We start from the raw sequence: 18,900 nt of genomic DNA, 5'->3' as shown, positions 1-18,900 counted from the left end.
GGAGCCATGCCCATGCCAGAGAGTACCCAACGACCCGTCCGTTCCCTCAACGCTCCCGTGTCACAGTGCTGTTGCAGGAATCGGGCCGTCCGGAATCGCCCGGCGTCCGGGCGGCCGCCTCAGGTGCGGGGACGGCGCATGCTGCGGTACAGGTCGATCGCGGAGTCCGGCGGGAAGTTGGGGATGTAGGTGACGGCTCCGTCGTCCTTGGCGATCACCATGTGGCTGCCGCCCAGCGGTGCCTGGACGCCGGGCGGCGGCGGGGGCATGACGGCGTGCACGAGGAAGCCGATGTCGAACTCCGCCACGTGCAGGGGCGCCGGGTTCCCTTCCGTGTCCAGGACCTCGAAGCGGGATCGGGCGGCGGTCAGGGCCTCTTCGGCGGTGGTGGGGACGGGCTGCACCGGTTCGGGCGCGACGGGCTGGGACATGGACTCTCTCCTGTAGGTGAAGGAAGGGCTGCGGGGCGGATCGGGCTACTTGCTCGCGGAACGCAGGATGTGGACCTCGCCGCCGAACTGGTTCTCCGGCGTCTGCTCCTTCACCAGGGCCTCGTTGAAGTCCTCGTTCTCCTCGTGGTTCTTCGCCATCCGCTCCAGCGCCTTGCCGATCTCGTTGAGCTTGGTGGCAAGGTGGTCCATCGAGTCCGTCATGCCGTCGCGCAGACCTTCGTAGACCACGCCGAACTTCTCGCCCAGTTCGTCGTCGCCCCAGGGCGGGGTGCCCTGCTTGTCGCTGAAGGTGGTCATGCCCTTCCAGGCGTCCTGGACGACGCTCCCGAACGACATGTCCTTCGGCGCCTCGCCTCCGCCGCCGCCCCCGTCGCCCTGTGCGGCCAGGCCGTTGCGCAGTCGCATCGTCGCCTGGTAGAAGTCCCTGCCGATCTCGGAGAAGTTCTTCCCCTCGGTCCTCAGCGTCTCCGGATTGCTCCTGAATCCGTCTCCCATGACCACGCCCCCGTTTTCAGCAACCGGCGGCAGCTCGCCGCCGGTTCACGTCCGTCTCATGTCTGTGACAGCGTACCCAGAGCCACTGACAGGACTTCAACCCCGATGGCCGCCGGGGCCGCGCTTCTTCGGGCCCGTGAACAGGTTGGTCGAAGGGCCGTCGCGCTCGGCGCGCTCCCTGTCCTCCTGCTCGGCCCGCTTGCGCTCCCACTCCTCGCGCTTTCCGCGCTCGGCCTCGCGGTCCTCCATGGTCTGCGACTCGGCGGCGCGCCGGATCTCGGTCATGCGGTCGCCGAGCGCGTCCATGTAGCGCTCGTTCTTGATGGCGTCCGTCATTCCCATGCGTCCCGACAGGATGCCCTGGGCCATCTCCTGCAACGGGCCGTGCACGTTGGGGTTCCTGGCGAGGGTGCGCAGCGCCTTGTGGAGGCTGTGGGCCTGCTCCGGGTCCTGCGCGACGTCCATCAGCTCGGAGTCGTCGATCTCCCGATCGCCCGACCCCGGGCCGCCCGCGCTGCCGCTTCCCGGCCTGTTGGTCATGAGTTCCCCCTTCGGGCCCGGAGGGCCCTGCGTGCGCACCGATCGCGGCTTTCGCACTCGCTCCAGCCGGTCGCAACCGTCCACGAGCTTATCCAGCCACCCGTTCGAACCGTCAACCCGTGCCGTTGCGGCGCACCGACGCGCGTATGTGCGTCATGGCCAGGACGGCGCTCATGTGCGTCGTGCCCTCGGTGTGCCGAACATGGTCCTTGCAGAACCAGAGGGCGTTTTCGGGATGCCCCGCGTGGTCGAGGGGCGGGGCGATCGCACGGAAGCGTACGAGGGTGAAGCTCTTGGCGTCGTGGTCCCGCGTGGACGCCCTACAGATCACGCACAGCGGGGGCTCCACGGTAGGTCAACTCCACTCTGCCGGACGGGTCGTGTGCGCCATCGTACGGTCGGCCCGCTCATCGACGCGGCCGACCGGCGCCGTTGTGCGCCATACATAGAAAGTGCATGATGCACAGACAGTGCATGATGCACTTTAGTTGAACGGTGCACCGCGCCGGCCCCTTCGTCACCGTGGACACCCGCCGCCTCCACCCCCACGAGGAGACGCACCATGACCGACCAGGCCGCCCGCCCCTACGTCCAGCCGCCCGTCCGGCTGCCGCTGTCCGGCGACACCCCGCTCGATCCGCCCGCCGTGTGGGAGGAGTTGCGCGCGAAGTGCCCCGTCGCCCGTGCCACGCTCCCCAGCGGCGACACGGCCGTCTACCTGACCCGCTACGACGACGTCCGCGGCCTGCTCTCGGACGCCCGCTTCGTCCGCCCCACCGAGGAGGACAACGCCGCGCGGATGGCCCCGGAGGGCGCCGGGGGAGCCGCCGCCACCGGCAGTTCCGCCGTCGCGACCCCCAACCGCGGTGAACCGCACCAGCGGTGGCGGCGCCAGGTGGGCCGGTACTTCACCGCGAAACGCATGACCGCCCTGCGCCCCGGCATGACCCGCCTCGCCGAGGAACTCGTGGACGCCATGCTCGCCGACGGCGCCCCCGCCGACCTGCGGGCGAGCCTCGGCTTCCCGTTCCCCGTGTACGTCATCTGCGACCTGCTCGGCGTTCCCGCGCGGGACCGGGACCGCTTCTCCGGCTGGTCCGACAGCTTCCTCAGCGTCACCCGCTACACCGCCGACGAGATCCGTACCGCCCAGGCGGAGTTCGTCGCCTACATGTCCGCGCACATCGCCGCCAAGCGTGCCGCGCCGGCCGACGACCTCCTCAGCGTCCTCATCACGCAGAGCGCGGAGGCGGGCGGCGCGCGCAGCGGGGTCGAGGGCGTCGGGCTCAGCGACGAGGAACTCGTCTCCACGGGGATGGGCCTGCTCGTCGCGGGCCACGAGACCACCGCCAACTCGATCGGCAAGATGGTCTCCCTGCTGCTCGGCGACCGCTCCCGCTGGGAGCGGCTGCTGGCCGACCCGTCGCTGGTGCGCACCGCCGTCGAGGAGTCGCTGCGCTTCGACAGCAACCTCGGCTTCGGGCTGCGCCGTTACCTCGGCGAGGACGCCGAGATCGGCGGGCAGGTCGTACCGGCGGGCAGCACGGTCGTGTGCAGCATGCCGGCCGCCAACCGCGACGAGCGCGCCTTCGACGGAGCCGACGCCATGGACCTCGCCCGCACCCCCAACCCCCACCTCACCTTCGGCGTGGGACCGCACTCGTGCCTCGGCCAGGCGCTCGCCCGCACCGAACTCCAGGTCGTCCTGGAGGTGCTCCTGTCCCGCGTGCCCACCCTGCGCCTTGCCGTCCCGGTCGCCGAACTGCGCAGGACGGAAGGGCTCCTGGTCGGAGGGTTGCGCGAGGTCCCCGTCAGCTGGTGACGCCCCGCACCGCGCACCACCACAGCCCCGCAGAGGAGCAAGGAGTACGGACCGTGAAACTCACCGTCGACCAGGACAAGTGCTGCGGCGCCGGTGCCTGCGTCCTGTCCGCGCCGGAGGTCTTCGACCAGCGCGACGAGGACGGCATCGTGACCCTCCTGACCCCCGAACCCGACGCCGAGCACCACGCCGCCGTGCGCGAGGCGGCGGCCATGTGCCCCACGTCGGCGATCGCGGTGGACGGATCCGGCTGAGCGCTCAGCGCGGCTCCCCGCGCACCGGACGCCCGGGAAGCGCGTCGGGCTGGAGGGCGCCGTCCGAGACGACCGGCACCCCGGCCACGTACAGGTGCCGGACGCCGAGGGACGGGCGGGTGGGGTCGGCGTACGTGGCGGTGTCCGTCACCGTGGCCGGGTCCAGGACCACGAGGTCGGCGTCGGCGCCCACGCCCAGGTGGCCCTTGGTACGGGCGGCGGGCGTCACGTCGTCGAGGATCCGCGCCGGGAGGTACGAGCAGCGGCGGAAGGCCTCCAGCCAGGTCCAGGCCCCGCTCTCCCGCACCATCAGGCGCAGTGTCTTCGCGAACGTCCCGGCGGTGCGCGGGTGCGTCGCCGCGCCGGGCGGCAGGGGCCACCGCATGCTGTCGTGGCTGCCGTCCGGCCAGCGGACGGGCATCGCGTCGCTGGCGACGACGGCGTCGGGGAAGGCGAGCGCCTGCCGCAGCAGCGCCAGGTCCCGCGGGTTCTCCTCGTCGAGGAACTCCAGGAGGCAGGGCGCGCCGGGGTCCCGCGCCCGCAGCTGCTCCAGCCGCGCCGCGTCCGCGATCCGCTCGCCGGTCTCGACCATGACGACGCTGCGGGGGCCGAGTCCCTTCAGGCGCAGCCGCTCCGGGGCGATGAACGCGGCGCCGACGGCGGTGCTGCCCGCGCCGTACGGATACGCCTCGACCGTGACACGCGAGCCCGACCGCCGTGACTCCTCAAGGGTGCCCAGGACCCGGCCGACGTGCCGGCCCGACGTGCTGTTGACGTGACAGTGGTGCATCGCCGCGCCGGTCTCGGCCGCCGCGACGGCGATCTCCGTGGAACCGTCCACGGGGGTCGCCGGATCCGTCTCGGCCAGTTCCCGTACGTGGGTGAACGTGGGGGCTCCGGCCTTCGCGGCGAGCCGCGCCACCGCCAGGAACTCGGCGGGCTCGGTGGCGGGCGCGTAGCCCATCAGGACCCCGATGCCGAGGGCGCCCGCGGCCAGCTCGCCCTCCAGCAGGGTCAGCCAGGTCGCCAACTCCCTTGGGGTGGACGTCCGTTGCCAGCGCGGATCGCCCAGCACGGCGAGGACGGACGCGATCCGGGCGTCGGGCGTCAGCCCGGAGAGCACCTGCGCCCGCGCTCCGGCCCAGGAAGCCGAGAAACCGTAGTGCAGGGGCCGTCCCGTGGCCGCAGCCTCGGCGTAGGCCCGCTCCACCGGCATCAGCCCGGCCTCCAGTTCGAGCGCCGTCGTCACACCGTCCAGCGCCTGCAAGCGGTGCCCGGCCACGGAGTGGACATGGCTGTGCAGGTCGACGAACCCGGGACCCACGACGAGCCCGGAGACGTCGACCACCCGCGCGTCCGGCGGCGGCGCGAGAGGCGCGCCGTCCGTGCCGACGGCCGCGATCCGCCCGTCGGACACGAGCACGTCGGCCGTCCCGTCGAAGCCTTGGGCGGGGTCGATGACGCGACCGCCCCGCAACAGTGTCCGCATACGCGATTCCTTCCGACTGCTCGTTTCCTTCCGAACCTTGCGCGGATGTCGACGAACGGGATCACGGATTCACGATCTCCTCAAGGGGGCCACCGGGTCGTCACCTCCGGGACTTGGGCCCGAGCCCGATCCTGTGTTCGCATGTGGTGATGATCGAGAACGGACCCTCCGCTGCCCGCACGGCCGACCCCATGTCGGCCCCCACGCCGGACCTCACGGCAGACCCCGCCCCCTCGGACCGCAAGGAACGCCGGGCCCGGCGGCGCGCGGCACGCAGGGCGCGCCGCTCACCCGCCCGTACGGCCGTGAAGGTGACCGCCACGCTCGTCGTCGTCCTCGCGTTCCTCGCGCTCGGCGACCGCTGGGCGGTGCTCTACGCGGAGAACATGGCGGCCGAGAAGGTGCAGGAGGAGCTGAAGCTGCACGCCCAGCCCGAGGTGCACATCGACAGCTTCCCCTTCCTGGGGCAGGTCGCCCTGGGCGGCATCGACCACGTGGAGGTCAACGTCCCCCATGTGTCCGCCGGTCCGGTCTCCATCGCGCAGGTGAAGGGGACGGTCGACGACATCGAGATCGTCGGCAGCCTCCCCTCCTCGGTCAAGGGCGCCGTGCTGGGCAAGGTGCGCGGCGACATCCTCCTCGACTTCGACGACCTCAACCGCGAAGTCGGCGCCTCCCAGGTGAAGTTGGCGCCCGGCAAGCAGCGCAACACCGTGCAGGCCAAGGGCGAGCTGCCGGTCGCCGGGACGCAGGCGCAGATCCGCGCGCGGGCGCACCTGGAGCGGACCGGGGAACGGGGCCTGGCCCTGTCCGTCGAGGACACCAAGGTCGTGGTGCCCGGCCTTCTGACCTACACCCCGGGCAAGGGCGGCGGCCTCCAGCTGACCGCCCCCGCCGTCGACAAGGTGGACGAGCGCGAGGCCGAACAGGCCACCGGGCAGCGGCTGTTGCCCGGCAGGCTCATGAACGGCGGGGCCCTGGACGCGCTGGCCGCCCACCCCTCGCTGCTCGAACCCGCGGGCATCGACCCGTCGCTCATCAAGGGCCTGCAGAAGCTCCAGGAGCCGAAGGTCGCGCAGAAGATGGAGTTCTCGGCGAAGCTGCCCGACGACATGCCGGGCGACCTGCGGCTGCGCGGTGTCACCGTCTCGGACGACGGCATCCGCGCCCGCCTGACCGGCTCGGACGTCCCGCTGGGCACCTGAGGCGAACGGGGGTGCGGAGGGGGCGGCACCGGAGCCGCGGGGTGCCGTCAGCGGCCGTGGCGCCGGGGCGGCGGCGAGACCCGAGCCGCCACCCGCACCGCGAGATCCAGCAGATGCAGGTCGCTGCCCCGCGGCCCCACCAGGCACAGACCCACCGGAGCGGTGCGCGAACGGACGGGAACGCTGACGGCGCACCGGCCCGACAGGCCCGCCAGACACGTGAGCTGGAAGGTCTGGGCCCGCGCCTGCTCGATCACCGGGCCGCCGAGGGAGGCCTCCTCGCGGGTGGGCGCCACGGAGGACGCGGACGGCAGCACCAGGACCCGGTCGCCCAGCAGATCGTCGACCCGCGCCCGCGCCTCGCGCAACACGCCCTCGGCGGCTGCCAGATCGGCGGACGTGTACCGCGACGCGCTCTCGAAGCGGGAAAGCACATCGGGGTTGAGCGAGTCCCAGTGCCGTGACACCCACGGCCCCCACTGGCGCCACGCCTCGACACCCTGCTTGGTCTGGAAGGCCCGCACCCACCCCGGCAGCACCGACGCGTCGAACCGTACGGTGCGCAGGCGCGGCAGCTCCCCGGCGCCCCGCCACCCGGCGACCGCACGCCGCACCGAGGCGGCGACCTCCGCCGACGCCACGTCGACGATCTCCTGCGAGAGCACCGCGCCCGACGGCGCGGGCCCGCCGGAGCGGGGCAGGAGGACCCGGCCCGCGGCGCGCAGGGTGCGCGCGTCGCGGGTGATCCAGCCGACCGTGTCGAAGGACGGCGCCAGCGGCAGCAGCCCCGAGGTGTCCACCGCGCCGTGGCTCGGGCGGATCCCGTACAGGCCCTGGTAGGAGGACGGGATCCGGATCGAGCCGCCGGTGTCCGTGCCGAGCCCGATGTCGGCCTGGCCGAGCGCGACGGCGCTGGCCGGTCCCGACGTCGAACCGCCCGAAATGCGTTCCGGGGCCGCGGGGTTGGGCGGCGTCCCGTAGTGGCCGTTGGTGCCGGCGAGGCTGTACGCGAACTCGTCGGTGCGGGCGATGCCCGTGACCGAGGCGCCCGCGCCGAGCAGCGCCGCGACCGCCGCGGCGGTGCCGGTCTCCGGGCGGCTCTCGGCGAGCCACGCGGGATTGCCCGCGCCCACCCGGTGCCCCGCGACGGCGAACAGGTCCTTCACGGCGACACCCAGCCCGGACAGCGGGCCGCGCCCGGTCGCGGGCACCAGCGGGGAGCCGAACTCCCGCCACACGGTGGGGTCGTGGGCGACGGGCGCCGCGGCGGCGGGGTGGGCGCCGAGCGGCAGCACCGTCCCGGCGCCCGCCGCGGCCGCCAGGGCGAGGAAACCTCTCCGGTTCACTTCCTGCATGCGTACGCAACTCCTCAACTGCATTCGACGGGTGGGGTGTTGACGGGCGGCTCGGCGGATGTCCTAGCGGCCGAAGTCCTGCTTCCTGATGACCGCGTGCACCCCGGTGGTCCGGTCCACGACCTGCGACACCTCGAAGTCGGCCGCCGCCGACAGGTACGCGTACGCGACCTGACGGCTCATGCCCAGGTCGGCCTGGAGGAAGTCCAGGGCGTTGACGACCGCGCGGCGCATCGCCGAGTCGAGGTCGGAGCCCTGGCCCGCCCCGGCGGAGCCGTCCGGGTCGGAGAGCCCGATCGGCAGCCAGGCCTCCTCGGTCTCGCCGAACGGGTAGTGGAACGCGACCGTCGGGGCGTCGCCGGAGCCCGGCTTGCAGACGGTGAGCCGGAACGTCGTGCGCAGCGAACCCTCCAGCGCGGTCAGCGCGACCTCGCCGTTGCCCATCGCGAAGTGCGGGTCACCGGTGTGGAAGAGGGCGCCGTCGGCGTGCACGGGGAGGTAGAAGGTGGAGCCCGTCCCGAGGTGGCGGATGTCGATGTTGCCGCCGCCGAGCGTGGGCGGAATGGAGTTGAGCAGCGGGTCGGTGAGCGAGGCGGCGTCGGCGAACGCGGTGCCCATGAGCCCCATGTGCGGGTTGAGCGGGAAGGTGACCTCGCCGGGCCCGTCCAGGGGCAGCACTCCGTGTCCGGCGTCGCTCCCGCGGCCGCTGCGGATCGGGGTGAACACCGAGACGTTCCCGTACTGTTCGGGATCCTCGGCGGACGCCCGGCCGTCCGCCGCGACGGGCGGCATGACCTCGTCGAGCGTGATGCCGTCGGGGGCGCCGCCGTCCCGGGTGCGCGCCAGGGCGCCCTTGCCGTGCCGGCTCGACACGACGCCGTAGGGCACGCGCGGCAGCAGCGACAGCGTCTCCACCTTCAGTACGTCACCGGGCTCGGCGCCCTCGACGTGCACCGGGCCGAGGACGACGTGCGGGCCGTCGGTGTCGAAGGAGCGGGGCGTGCGGGTGTAGTCGCGGGCGAGGTCGACCGCGTCGCGCAGCACCTGGTCCTCGCGCACCCCCTGCTCCCCGAACCAGGCGACGGGGTCGCGCCCCTGATCCTCCAACAGGCCCTCGTGCGAGAGGGCGTCCACGGTCAGGGTCTGCCCGGAGCGCATGCGCAGCACCGGGTCGGCGTCCCGGGCCGGGAGGTAACCCCAGCGGACGGTGTCCGGTGTGGCGCGCAGATAGTGCTGACCGTGGATGGGGCCCTTGCCGGGCTGGAGGATGCGCTGCGGGCGTGAGACGGCGGCGGGCCGGGCGGGCGCCGCCGCGGCGGACGGGGTGCCCGCCGCCACCATTGCGCCGGTCGCGCCGAGCCCCGCGGCGATCCGCAGGAGGCCGCGCCGTCCGAGCCGGGACGCCAACGTTTCGTACACAGAAGGGAGTTCGGCGGATCCGTCGACGGTCCCGGCGGAAACGTGGTGCTGTGTGCGCGGCTCGTGTGACATCGAGGCCCCTCGTCGTATGGCGGTGCGGGGAAGTGCACGGTGGTGTCCACGCGTCATGGGGTGACGTGTGGTGTGCACCGGTGATGTGCTCTTCCTATGCACCGCCTGTTACCGGGAGGGGCGGCCTCCGGTTTCCCGCGCGTAACGCACGGGTGGAGCGGCCAGTCCGGTGAGCTGGGCGGCGAGGACGCGCCGCAGGCGGGGTTCCAGCTCCACGAGGGCGTGACCGAGCCGCGGGTCGCTCGCGTACAGCTCCTTCAGGCGCGGACCGGGCGTGGCCATCTGCCACAGCGCACCCGCCATGCCGGTCGCCGTCGCGATCACGTCGACGGCCTCCTCCTCGCCCAGGCCGAGCAGCCGGTGCAGCTCCCCGCAGATCCGCGCGACCTCTTCGACGGTGCCGAGCTTGAAGGAGCGCACCGCCTCGATGGACACGTTGCGCTCCAGGTTCAGGGGCGCCTGCGCCAGCAGATCGCAGAACAGGGGGCGCGCGGCCAGCGTCGCCGCGAAGGCCGTCGCGACCTCCGCGGGGGTGGCCCGTTCCTGCCCGGCGAGGTCCGCGCGCAGCGCCGCCGACCACTCCCGCCAGCCCTCCGCGGTGAGGTCCAGGAAGATCTGCTCCCGCGTCTCGAAGTACCGCAGCAGCGCCGACTTGTGCATGCCCACCTCCGCTGCGATGTCGGTGAGCGTCACCTCCCGGATGCCGCGCCGGCCGCCGAGAACGCGCGCCGCGTCGAGGATCGCGGCTTCGCGCGCCTGCTTGGCGAGAGGGCTGCGGGCCCGTTGGAAGGCGGATTGATCAGTCATGCGGCCATCATAGGAGCAGTTAGCAAAACGGCGTTGCGTTATTACCGCAACGGTGTTTCACTAAGTGCATGAGCGATAGCATGAGCAACCACATCGGCACTGACGTGAACGACGGCGAAGGCCGGAAGGTCTGGTTCGTCACCGGCGCCTCCCGCGGCCTCGGCCGCGCCCTGGCGACCGCCGCCCTGGAGGCGGGCGACCTCGTCGTCGCGACCGCCCGCCGCCGCGAAGCCCTCACCGAAGCGTTCGGCGAGTACGGCGATCGTGTGCTTCCCGTCGTCCTGGACGTCACGGACCAGGACGCGGCGCGCGCGGCGGTCCGTACCGCCGTGGAGCACTTCGGGCGGATCGACGTACTGGTGAACAACGCGGGGTACGCGAACGTGTCGGCGATCGAGACGTCCGACGACGCGGACTTCCGGGCGCAGTTCGAGACGAACTTCTGGGGCGTCTACAACGTGACGAAGGCGGCCCTGCCCGTCCTGCGCGAGCAGGGGTCCGGCACGGTCGTGCAGTTCTCCTCGATCGGCGGCCGCGTCGGCGGCACACCGGGCATCGCCTCCTACCAGGCGGCCAAGTTCGCGGTGGACGGCTTCAGCCGCGTCCTGGCGGTCGAGGCCGAACCGTTCGGGGTGCGGGTGATGGTGGTCGAGCCGAGCGGCTTCGCCACCGACTGGGCGGGCTCGTCGATGACGGTGCACGAGGTCCCGCAGGCGTACGACGCGACGATCGGCGAGATGACCCGGCGGATGCGGGAGGGCGAGGCAGGGGCGGCCGGCGACCCGCGGCGCGCCGCCGAGATCATCGTCCGCGCCGCCCACCGCGCCGAGGTCCCCAGCCACCTCCCGCTCGGAGTGAACGCGGTGAACATGGCGCTCGCGCACTCGAACCGTCAGACGGCCCAGGCGACCGCATGGGAGAAGGTCAGCCGCTCCGCCGACTTCGGCGAGCCCTACCCGGTGGACCTGCCCTGAACGAGCGCGTCATGGGACTCGATGAGCCGGTCGACCGCCGTGTCGAGCGCCTCGGTCGGCAGGGTGAACGGCAGCCGCAGGCAGCGGTCCAGGGCGCCGTCGGGGGAGAAGTGGAACCCCGGGGTGAGGGAGAGGCCGCGGCCGGCCGCCTCGGCGGCCAACCGCCCGGAGTCGGTGTCCAGGAGCTCCAGCCACAGCGACAGACCGCCCTGCGGCAGCCGGAACCGACACCACGGCAGGGCGGCCAGCCGGTCGGCCATGTGGTCCCGCTGTACGCGGAGTTGGGCGCGCCGCGTGTCGAGGATCGCCTCCTGGTGGGCCAGCAGCCGCGTCGCGACGAGCCGGTCGAAGGGTGACGGGGCGAGCGCGGACGCCAGGGGCAGCGCCGCGAGCCGCCGCACGACGTCGGGGTGCGCGCGGATCCATCCGGTCCGCAGCCCCGGCCACAGCGACTTGCCGAGCGAACCCACGTGCACGACGTTCCGGTCTTCCGCGCGCGTACCGACGTACGACGGCGGGGCGGCGCCCACCCGGAGGTCGAGTAGGCGCATCGTCTCGTCGACGACGACGAGGGTGTCGTGGTCCCGCAGGCGGCGCCCCAGCTCCCGGCGCTCCTCCTCGCCCATGAGCAGCCCGGTGGGGTTGTGGAAGTCCGGCACGAGATACGTCAGCGCGGGCCGCGCCGCCCGCAGCGTCCGGTCCAGGGCGGGGACGTCCCAGCCGGTGGGGTCGAGCGGCTGGGCGACCGACCGGGCACCGGCGGCGCGGAACGCGGCGAGCGCACCGGGATAGGTCGGGGAGTCCAGGACCACCCTGCTGCCCTGGCGCAGGTACGCGGCGCTGAGCAGGCTCAGCGCCGCGTCGGCGCCGCTCGTGAGCAGGATCTGGTCCGCGCGGGTGGCGAGTCCCTGGGCGCGGTAGGCGTCGGCGACGGCGGTGTGCAGCGCCGACGCGCCGCCGGTTCCGGTGTCCTGGAGCAGGGTGGCGGGGAGGGCCTCGGCCGCGGAGCCGATGGCCTCCAGCAGCTCGTCCACGGGCGCCGCCGGCTCCGCGATCGTCAGATCCAGCGCCGCGCCGCCGCGGCCCGCCAGCCCCAGGTCGCTGGCCCAGGGCGACAAGCGCTCGTGCAGCCGGGACGGCAGCGAGACCGTGCTGCCGGAGCCGGTGCGGGTGCTGATGAACTCTTCGGTGCGCAGGATCTGATAGCCCGCCGCCACCGTTCCCCGCGCGAGACCGAGCTCGGCGGCCAGCAGGCGCTCGGCGGGAAGCTGCGCGCCCAGCGGCAGCCGCCCGTCGCGCACGGCCTTCTCCACGGCCGCGGCCAACTGCCCGGCGAGGGAGCCCTCGCCGCCGCGCCAGTCGCCGAGCAGGCGGGGGAACTGGGACGCGGGAATGCGCCGCACCATGCGAGTCACATGGTCCAGTTTATCGGGATTGGCCCATGACGACCGTACGGGACCGCCCCTAGCGTCGAACCATCACAGCGCCCCAGGAACGCAGGATCCCTCATGCCCTTGAGTTATCGACATGTCGATGTGTTCGCCGACAAGGCCTTCACCGGCAACAGCCTCGCCGTCTTCCCCGAGCTGCCCGGCCCCGGCCCCACCGACGCCCAGATGCTGGCCATCACGCAGGAGCTCCGGCATTTCGAGACCATCTTCCTGAGCGAATCAGGCGGTGCGGACGGTCCCGGCGAGCCCCGTGACGTCCACGCGCGGGTCTTCGACCTCTTCGGCGAACTGGACTTCGCCGGGCACCCCGTCCTCGGCGCCGCCGCCGTCCTGCACGAGCGCGAAGCCGGCCCCGGCGAGCGGCCCTGGCGCTTCCACCTGCCCCACAAGACGGTCACGGTGACCACTCGCCGGACCGCCGCCGGGTACCACGCCGAACTCGACCAGGGGCGGCCGGAGTTCCGCGCGACCGTACCGGCGCGGGAGCGGGCCGCGTTCGCCGCCGCCCTCAGCCTGCCCGAGGAGGCCCTCGCCGAGCTGCCCCTGGAAGTCGTCTCCACCGGCCTGCGCTACCTGATCGTCCCCGTGGTGAAGGGCCTGGCGGGAGCCCGGATCGTACGGCGCGACTTCGACGACCTCGTCGCGGCGCACGGCGCCCAGTTCGCCTACCTCGTCGACGTCGAGGCGCTGGAGGGCCGCCACTGGAACAACGACGGCGTCATGGAGGACGTCGCGACCGGCAGCGCCGCCGGATGCGTCGGCGCCTACCTCGCCCGGCACCGGGTCGTCCCCGTCGACGAGCCGTTCGTGCTCCGCCAGGGCCGCTTCACCGGCCGCCCGAGCCTGCTCACCGTCCTCCCGCAGGGGCGCCCCGACGACCTGCACAACGTCCGCGTCGGCGGCCACGTCGCCATGGTGGCCCGCGGAACCCTCGACCACGCGCCCGCGTAAGGACCCCCACCCATGCCCAGCTTTCCCGTCCACACGGCGGACCGGATCCGCGCGGCCGTCGGCCTGGCCGACCTCGTCGAACCCACGGCCGAGGCCCTCGCCGCGTACAGCACCACCGACGGCGCCCGTGCGCCGGTCATGGTGCTGCCGCTGGCCGACGGCGGCGACTCCCACATCAAGGCGGCCCACCTGCCCGGCGGGCGGCACTTCCTCGTGAAGATCGCCAACTGGTTCCCCGGCAACCCGGCGCGCGGCCTGCCCGAAGGCGGCGGGTTCGTGGCCCTCTTCGACGCGACGACCGGCGCCGTCACCGCCGTCCTGGAGGACGAGCACCACCTCTCCGACCTGCGCACCGCCGCGGCGGGAGCCGTCTGCGCCCGCGCCCTGGCCCGCCCCGACGCCACCCGCGCCACCGTCCTCGGCACCGGCAGGCAGGCCGGGCTCCAGGCGCACGCCCTGACCCTCGTCCGCCCCGTCGAGCATCTCACCGTGTGGGGCCGCTCTTCCGAACGGGCGACCGCCCTCGCCGCGCGCCTCGGCCGCGAACTGCCGGACGTCGAGGTCACCGCCACCACCGACGCCGAGCGGGCCGTGCGACGGTCCGACATCGTCGTCACCGCGACCGCCAGCCCTACCCCCGTCCTGTCCGGGGACTGGCTGCGCCCCGGCCAGCACGTCACCGCGCTCGGCGCCGACGACCCGGACAAGCGGGAACTCGACGCCGCCTGCCTGCACCGCGCGACCGGCGTCTTCGTCGACAGCCGCGAACTCGGCCTGCGCTACGGCGACATCCACGCCGCGCTCGCCCGCGGCGAGGTGACCGAGGACCGGATCGACGGCGAGATCGGCGAGATCCTCGCGGGGCGGATCCCGGGACGCCGGGCGCCGCGGGACATCACCGTCGCCAAACTCATCGGCATCGGCCCCCAGGACCTCGCCGCCGCAGAAACCACCCTCGCGCTCCTGGAGCGACGAGAGCAGGGATGAGCGCCGGGGCTCCTCGGCTTGCAGCGCCGTGGTTCCTCCGGATGATGGGTGAGGGGAGAACGACCAGGGGGGATTCCTCACCCTGATATGGGTGTCCGCACGTACTGGAGCGCACCATGACGCAGCTTCCCCCGCCCGTCACGCCCTACCTGGAGCCGGCCGCCAAGGAACTCGCCGAGGCCACCGACCCGCACCCGCGGATCTACGAGGTACCGCCGGAGCAGGGCCGCGACATCCTCGCCGGCCTGCAGAGCGGCGAGGGCGTGGACCGGCCGGAGGTCGACGAGGAGTGGGTGGACGTCGACGCCGGCGAGTGGGGCACCGTCCGCACGCGCATCATCAAGCCGAAGGGCGCCACCGGGCCGCTGCCCGTGGTCTTCTACATCCACGGCGCCGGCTGGGTGTTCGGCGACGACAAGACCCACGACCGGCTCTTCCGCGAACTCGCCGTGGGCGCCGGAGCGGCCGGGGTGTTCCCGGTGTACGACCGGGCCCCGGAGGCGAAGTACCCCACGCAGGTCGAGCAGAACTACGCGGTGGGCCAGTGGGTCCTGAAGAACGGCGCCGACCACGGCCTGGACACCTCCCGCATGGCGGTCACCGGCGAGTCCGTCGGCGGCTGCATGTCCGCCGTCTTCGCCCTGATGAACAAGGAGCGCGAGGACGGCATCGACCTCAAGGCGCAGGTCCTGCTCTACCCGGTGACCGACGCCGACTTCGACACCCCGTCGTACCTGCAGTTCGCCGAGGGCTACTACCTCACCCGCGACGGCATGCAGTGGTTCTGGGACGCGTACACCACCGACCCCGAGGAGCGGAAGCAGCACTACGCGTCGCCGCTGCGCTCCACCCTCGATCAGCTCAAGGGGCTGCCGACCACCCTCGTCATCACCGACGAGGCGGACGTGCTGCGCGACGAGGGCGAGAAGTACGCCAACAAGCTCCGCGAGGCCGGGGTCGACGTCACCTCGGTCCGGGTCGCCGGCATGGTCCACGACTTCCTGCTCCTGGACAGCCTGCGCGACACCCGCGCCGCCAACGTGGCGCGCAAACTCGCCATCGACGCCCTCAAGACCGCCCTCCACGACAGCTGAGCGCGTGAGCCCCAGCCCTGTCGTCCTGCATGGCGCCCGGCTCATCGACGGGACGGGCGCCGACCCCGTGCCGGAGGCGGCGCTCGTCGTCGACGGCACGACGATCCGCTGGTGCGGTCCCGCGGCGCGGCTGCCGCGGGACCCGGACCTGCACGACGCCCCGCGGGTGGACCTCGCGGGGCGCACCGTGTGCCCCGGCTTCATCGACACCCACGTGCACTTCGCGCTGCCCGGACCGGGCGAGAGCCCGCTGACCGCCGTCGGCCAGCCCGTCACGTACCGGACGCTGAAGGTGCTGGACCGGCTGCGTACGACCCTGCACAACGGGGTGACCACCGCCCGCGACCTCATGGGCCTGGACGCCGGGTTCCGGCGGGCGGTGGCGGAGCGGAGGATCGCGGGACCCCGGCTGCTCGTCGCCGTCACGATGCTCAGCCAGACCGCGGGCCACGCCGACTTCCGCCTCGGCGGCATCGACGGCCTGAAGGAGGCCGTCGCGTTCCCCGGCAGCCCGGACAGCATCGTCGACACCCCCGACGAGATCCGCACCCGCGTCAGACAACTGGTCGCCGCGGGCGCGGACGTCGTCAAACTCGCCAGCAGCGGAGGCGTCACCTCACCGCACGACCAGCCCGAATGGCTGGGGCTGCGGCCCGAGATGGTGCGCGCGGCCGTCGAGGAGGCCGAGGCGTACGGCGGACTGCCCGTCGCGGTCCACGCCATCGGCGAACCCGGCATCGCCGCCGCCGTGCACGCCGGGGCCCGCAGCATCGAACACGGCTACGCCCTGACGGACGAGCTGCGGGCGCAGATGAGCGAACGCGGCCAGTTCGTCGTCCCCACGCTCGTACAGACGATGACCGAGCCGGATCCGGCGCGGGTCCCGGCCGCCATCCACGACAAGGCCGTGCGCTGGCACCGGGTCGCGCAGGAGTCCTTCGCGCGCTCCGTCTCGGCGGGCGTCCGCGTCGCCATGGGCACCGACGCCGGACTCGGCGCCGCCCACGGCGCGAACCTCAGGGAACTCGGCCTGATGGTGCGCTTCGGCGGCATGACGCCGCTGCGGGCGATCTCCGCCGCGACCGCGGACGCCGCCGAACTGTGCGGTCTGGGCGACACCGTCGGGACCCTCGCCGCGGGCAAGGCGGCCGACCTGGTGATCTGCGGAATCGATCCGCTGGCCGACATCGACGCCCTCGCCGACCCGCGGAACATCCACGCCGTCGTCAAGGAGGGCCGCGTCGCCGTCGACCGCGCGGGACTCCTCACGGCCGCGCCCCTGCCGGCCCTCGTCGCGTAGCGCTCAGACCGCGACGCCCGCGTGGGCGAGCGCCTGCTTGAGCAGGGCGCCGTGCCCGCCCGGCATCTCGCTCTGCACGGCGATCGACAGGGCGTCCTCGGGGCTGAACCAGACCAGGTCCAGCGCGTCCTGCCGCGGCTGGCAGTCCCCGGCCACCGGCACGATGTACGCGAGCGACACCGCGTGCTGGCGCGGATCGTGGTACGGCGTGACGCCCTGCGTCGGGAAGTACTCCGCGACGGTGAAGGGCTGGAGCGAAGCCGGTACCCGGGGCAGCGCCACCGGGCCGAGATCCTTCTCCAAGTGGCGCAGCAGGGCGTCGCGGACCCGCTCGTGGTGCAGTACGCGGCCGGAGACCAGCGTGCGGCTGACGTTCCCGTCGGGGCCGATGCGCAGCAGCAGGCCGACGCTGGTCACCTCGCCGTTGTCCGCGACACGGACCGGCACGGCTTCGACGTACAGGATGGGCATACGGGCACGGACCAGCTCCAACTCGTCGGAGGCCAGCCACCCGGGCGTTGTCTCGGTCATGTCGGGCATGGCGTGATCATATTTCAGTGCGCCCGCTCCGCGGCCGAATCCCTTATTCGGTCGTGTGCGTGGGGTAGACCTCGACGTCCGTGTAGGCGCCCTTGATGGCCCCCGCGCCCGCCGGCCACTTCAGGGTCACCGTGTGGGTCTCGTTCGGGGGAGTGACCAGGATGTGGGTCGGGGAGGCGAGGCTCTCGCCGGTGTCGTCGATGGCGTAGGCGAGGTTGAAGACGGCGGCGTCGCCGGGCTTCAGGGTGGTGACGCGGGGCTGCGCGTGGCCGCGCGCGATGGGGCTCGACGTGTGGTCGGCGTCCTTGATGTCGACGCCCGCGAAGCCCGTGGCCGAGCAGGTCGTCGAACCCCGGTTGACCATGGTGATGTTGATGCGGCCCGAGCTCTCGTCGGGCGCGGCGTCCACGGCGTCGATGGCCAGGTCCGCCGTCCTGCAGAAGTCGACCTTGCCGCTGGTGTCCGACGCGCCGTTCGCGGTCGCGTCCGCCGCGGTGTCCTCACCGGAGCCCGTCTTCGTGTCACCGGACTCCGAGCCGCCGTCCGTCTTCGCGTCACCGGCACCGCCCGTGGACGACGACGAGGAGGACGACGCGGAGGTGTCGGCGGCCGGGTCACCGCCGGATTCGCTGCCGTTGCAGGCGGTCAGCGAGAGGGTGGCGGCGACGCCGAGGGCGGCGAAGGCGGAGATGCGGGTGTACTTCACGATGTCCCCCTGGAGTGGTGCGATGTGTGCGGTCGGAAATATTTGTATCCCGCACCGAGTCACGGGCAGTCCTCTGCCAAGTCTTGGTTCTGTCACAGGCGTTCATGCTCAGCAGTCCAGTGAAGGAGCAGTTCATGAGCACATCCCCGCACCCCGCCGACACCGCGCACGACGTCGACCGCGCCCGCCTCCCCGGGCCCCGCACGGTCGTCGCGCTGCCGGGAACCTTCTGTTCCCCGCTGATCTTCGAGCGCGTCACCCGTCTGCTCGGCGACCGCTTCGACGTGCGCGCCCCGGACTGGATGACCCAGGCGCCGACCTGCACCCTCGACGGCGCGGCGGCCTGGGTCGCCGGCCGACTCCCCGGCGACGGGCGCGCACCGGTTCTGCTCATGGGGCACTCCACCGGCGGCGCGATCGCCCTGCGGCTCGCCCTGAGCCGGCCGGACCTCGTCGGCGGACTCATGCTCATCAACACCGGCCCCCACATGCGGGGCCACGGCGACGTCACCGCACTGATAACGCGCATGGAGCGCGACGGAACCTCCGACGTGGTCGGCGCGGTGCTCGACCGCTCCTTCCACCACCCGCCGACCTCCGAGGACCGTCAACGCCTGCTCGACCACGGGCTGAAGGCGCCCCTGAAGGCGGCACTGGAGGTGCTGCGCAGCCAGCACGCCACCGACTTCACCTCCGCGCTGCCCTCACTGCGGATGCCGGTCTCGATCGTCCACGGCCGCTTCGACGCCGTCCGCACCGTCGATGTCGCCCAGAACATGGCCGACGCGCTGCCCGACGCGCGCCTGCACCTGGTGGACGCCGGACACACCCCCGTGTACGAGACTCCCGCCGCCGTGGCCGAGGCCGTCGAGGAACTGGACCGCCGCGCGAGAGGGTGCGCGAAACCCCTCAACTGACCCAGGGCGTCTCACCATTCAAGATCCGGGACGGGGTTCACTCGAACGTGGGGCGGGAGGTAGGGTCGCA

General features: G+C 72.9%; 20 protein-coding genes. 9 read left to right on the top strand and 11 right to left on the bottom strand.

Features of this window, described 5'->3' with window-relative positions; all coding sequences use genetic code 11:
• Positions 1 to 119: 119 nt before the first annotated feature.
• The 4 genes from ACYBSK_RS22805 to ACYBSK_RS22790 form a co-directional block, all read right to left on the bottom strand.
• Positions 120 to 431 carry a hypothetical protein gene (locus ACYBSK_RS22805; RefSeq protein WP_457479071.1) on the bottom strand — a complete coding sequence of 104 codons (312 nt, stop codon included), beginning with the start codon at positions 429 to 431 and terminating at the stop codon, positions 120 to 122.
• 45 nt (positions 432 to 476) lie between these two features.
• Complete coding sequence (locus ACYBSK_RS22800; protein WP_457479070.1) at positions 477 to 947, bottom strand: hypothetical protein; 471 nt, start codon at positions 945 to 947, stop codon at positions 477 to 479.
• A 96-nt stretch (positions 948 to 1,043) separates the two neighbouring features.
• On the bottom strand, positions 1,044 to 1,487 hold the full coding sequence (locus ACYBSK_RS22795) for a hypothetical protein (protein ID WP_460243113.1): 444 nt from the start codon (positions 1,485 to 1,487) through the stop codon (positions 1,044 to 1,046).
• Between the two features lie 112 nt (positions 1,488 to 1,599).
• Positions 1,600 to 1,836: a hypothetical protein gene (locus ACYBSK_RS22790; RefSeq protein WP_457479068.1), complete on the bottom strand. Its 237-nt coding sequence runs from the start codon at positions 1,834 to 1,836 to the stop codon at positions 1,600 to 1,602.
• Positions 1,837 to 2,049: 213 nt separating this feature from the next.
• On the opposite strand from ACYBSK_RS22790, the gene ACYBSK_RS22785 reads away from it, so the two are divergent.
• Together ACYBSK_RS22785 and ACYBSK_RS22780 are read left to right on the top strand one after the other, a co-directional pair.
• Positions 2,050 to 3,309, top strand: coding sequence for a cytochrome P450 (locus tag ACYBSK_RS22785; RefSeq protein WP_460243112.1), 1,260 nt, complete (start codon positions 2,050 to 2,052; stop codon positions 3,307 to 3,309).
• A 53-nt stretch (positions 3,310 to 3,362) separates the two neighbouring features.
• Entirely contained in the window at positions 3,363 to 3,563 is a 201-nt protein-coding gene (locus ACYBSK_RS22780; protein WP_457479066.1) for a ferredoxin, read from the top strand.
• 4 nt (positions 3,564 to 3,567) lie between these two features.
• Here ACYBSK_RS22780 and ACYBSK_RS22775 read toward each other — a convergent pair whose 3' ends face one another.
• On the bottom strand, positions 3,568 to 5,052 hold the full coding sequence (locus ACYBSK_RS22775) for an amidohydrolase family protein (protein ID WP_460243111.1): 1,485 nt from the start codon (positions 5,050 to 5,052) through the stop codon (positions 3,568 to 3,570).
• A 149-nt stretch (positions 5,053 to 5,201) separates the two neighbouring features.
• On the opposite strand from ACYBSK_RS22775, the gene ACYBSK_RS22770 reads away from it, so the two are divergent.
• Positions 5,202 to 6,257, top strand: a complete 1,056-nt coding sequence (locus ACYBSK_RS22770) for an LmeA family phospholipid-binding protein (RefSeq protein WP_460243110.1) — start codon at positions 5,202 to 5,204, stop codon at positions 6,255 to 6,257.
• 47 nt (positions 6,258 to 6,304) lie between these two features.
• On the opposite strand, the gene ACYBSK_RS22765 is transcribed toward ACYBSK_RS22770, so the two are convergent.
• The 3 genes from ACYBSK_RS22765 to ACYBSK_RS22755 all read right to left on the bottom strand — a co-directional run bounded on the left by ACYBSK_RS22765 (position 6,305) and on the right by ACYBSK_RS22755 (position 9,910).
• Complete coding sequence (locus tag ACYBSK_RS22765) at positions 6,305 to 7,612, bottom strand: amidase family protein (protein ID WP_460243109.1); 1,308 nt, start codon at positions 7,610 to 7,612, stop codon at positions 6,305 to 6,307.
• 63 nt (positions 7,613 to 7,675) lie between these two features.
• A complete protein-coding gene (locus ACYBSK_RS22760; RefSeq protein ID WP_460243108.1) occupies positions 7,676 to 9,103 on the bottom strand; it encodes an acetamidase/formamidase family protein in 1,428 nt (475 codons plus the stop codon).
• 108 nt (positions 9,104 to 9,211) lie between these two features.
• Positions 9,212 to 9,910: a TetR family transcriptional regulator gene (locus ACYBSK_RS22755; RefSeq protein ID WP_460243107.1), complete on the bottom strand. Its 699-nt coding sequence runs from the start codon at positions 9,908 to 9,910 to the stop codon at positions 9,212 to 9,214.
• 68 nt (positions 9,911 to 9,978) lie between these two features.
• Here ACYBSK_RS22755 and ACYBSK_RS22750 point away from each other — a divergent pair, with 68 nt between their 5' ends.
• Positions 9,979 to 10,884 (top strand): SDR family NAD(P)-dependent oxidoreductase, encoded by a 906-nt coding sequence (locus tag ACYBSK_RS22750; RefSeq protein ID WP_460243106.1) that lies wholly within the window; start codon positions 9,979 to 9,981, stop codon positions 10,882 to 10,884.
• Here ACYBSK_RS22750 and ACYBSK_RS22745 read toward each other — a convergent pair.
• Positions 10,863 to 12,290, bottom strand: coding sequence for an aminotransferase-like domain-containing protein (locus ACYBSK_RS22745; protein WP_460247077.1), 1,428 nt, complete (start codon positions 12,288 to 12,290; stop codon positions 10,863 to 10,865). The two genes, ACYBSK_RS22750 and ACYBSK_RS22745, sit on opposite strands and share 22 nt — an antisense overlap.
• 102 nt (positions 12,291 to 12,392) lie before the next feature.
• Here ACYBSK_RS22745 and ACYBSK_RS22740 point away from each other — a divergent pair, with 102 nt between their 5' ends.
• The 4 genes from ACYBSK_RS22740 (at position 12,393) to ACYBSK_RS22725 (ending at position 16,667) form a co-directional block, all read left to right on the top strand.
• Complete coding sequence (locus ACYBSK_RS22740; RefSeq protein ID WP_460243105.1) at positions 12,393 to 13,286, top strand: PhzF family phenazine biosynthesis protein; 894 nt, start codon at positions 12,393 to 12,395, stop codon at positions 13,284 to 13,286.
• Positions 13,287 to 13,298: 12 nt separating this feature from the next.
• Entirely contained in the window at positions 13,299 to 14,273 is a 975-nt protein-coding gene (locus ACYBSK_RS22735; RefSeq protein WP_460243104.1) for an ornithine cyclodeaminase family protein, read from the top strand.
• Between the two features lie 116 nt (positions 14,274 to 14,389).
• Positions 14,390 to 15,367 (top strand): alpha/beta hydrolase, encoded by a 978-nt coding sequence (locus tag ACYBSK_RS22730; RefSeq protein WP_457479060.1) that lies wholly within the window; start codon positions 14,390 to 14,392, stop codon positions 15,365 to 15,367.
• A gap of 4 nt (positions 15,368 to 15,371) precedes the next feature.
• Entirely contained in the window at positions 15,372 to 16,667 is a 1,296-nt protein-coding gene (locus tag ACYBSK_RS22725) for a metal-dependent hydrolase family protein (RefSeq protein WP_460243103.1), read from the top strand.
• Positions 16,668 to 16,670: 3 nt separating this feature from the next.
• Here the strand turns inward: ACYBSK_RS22725 and ACYBSK_RS22720 are convergent, their stop codons facing one another.
• Both ACYBSK_RS22720 and ACYBSK_RS22715 read right to left on the bottom strand, forming a co-directional pair.
• Positions 16,671 to 17,207, bottom strand: coding sequence for an NUDIX hydrolase family protein (locus ACYBSK_RS22720; RefSeq protein ID WP_457479058.1), 537 nt, complete (start codon positions 17,205 to 17,207; stop codon positions 16,671 to 16,673).
• Between the two features lie 43 nt (positions 17,208 to 17,250).
• Positions 17,251 to 17,913, bottom strand: a complete 663-nt coding sequence (locus ACYBSK_RS22715; protein WP_457479057.1) for a DUF4232 domain-containing protein — start codon at positions 17,911 to 17,913, stop codon at positions 17,251 to 17,253.
• Between the two features lie 134 nt (positions 17,914 to 18,047).
• Between ACYBSK_RS22715 and ACYBSK_RS22710 the strand changes: the two genes are divergently transcribed.
• Positions 18,048 to 18,830 (top strand): alpha/beta fold hydrolase, encoded by a 783-nt coding sequence (locus ACYBSK_RS22710; RefSeq protein WP_457479056.1) that lies wholly within the window; start codon positions 18,048 to 18,050, stop codon positions 18,828 to 18,830.
• Positions 18,831 to 18,900: the final 70 nt, after the last annotated feature.

The organism is Streptomyces sp. BYX5S, assembly GCF_054724165.1.
The sequence above is the reverse complement of the archived record's forward strand: the minus strand, read 5'-3'. Positions and strand labels throughout refer to the sequence as shown.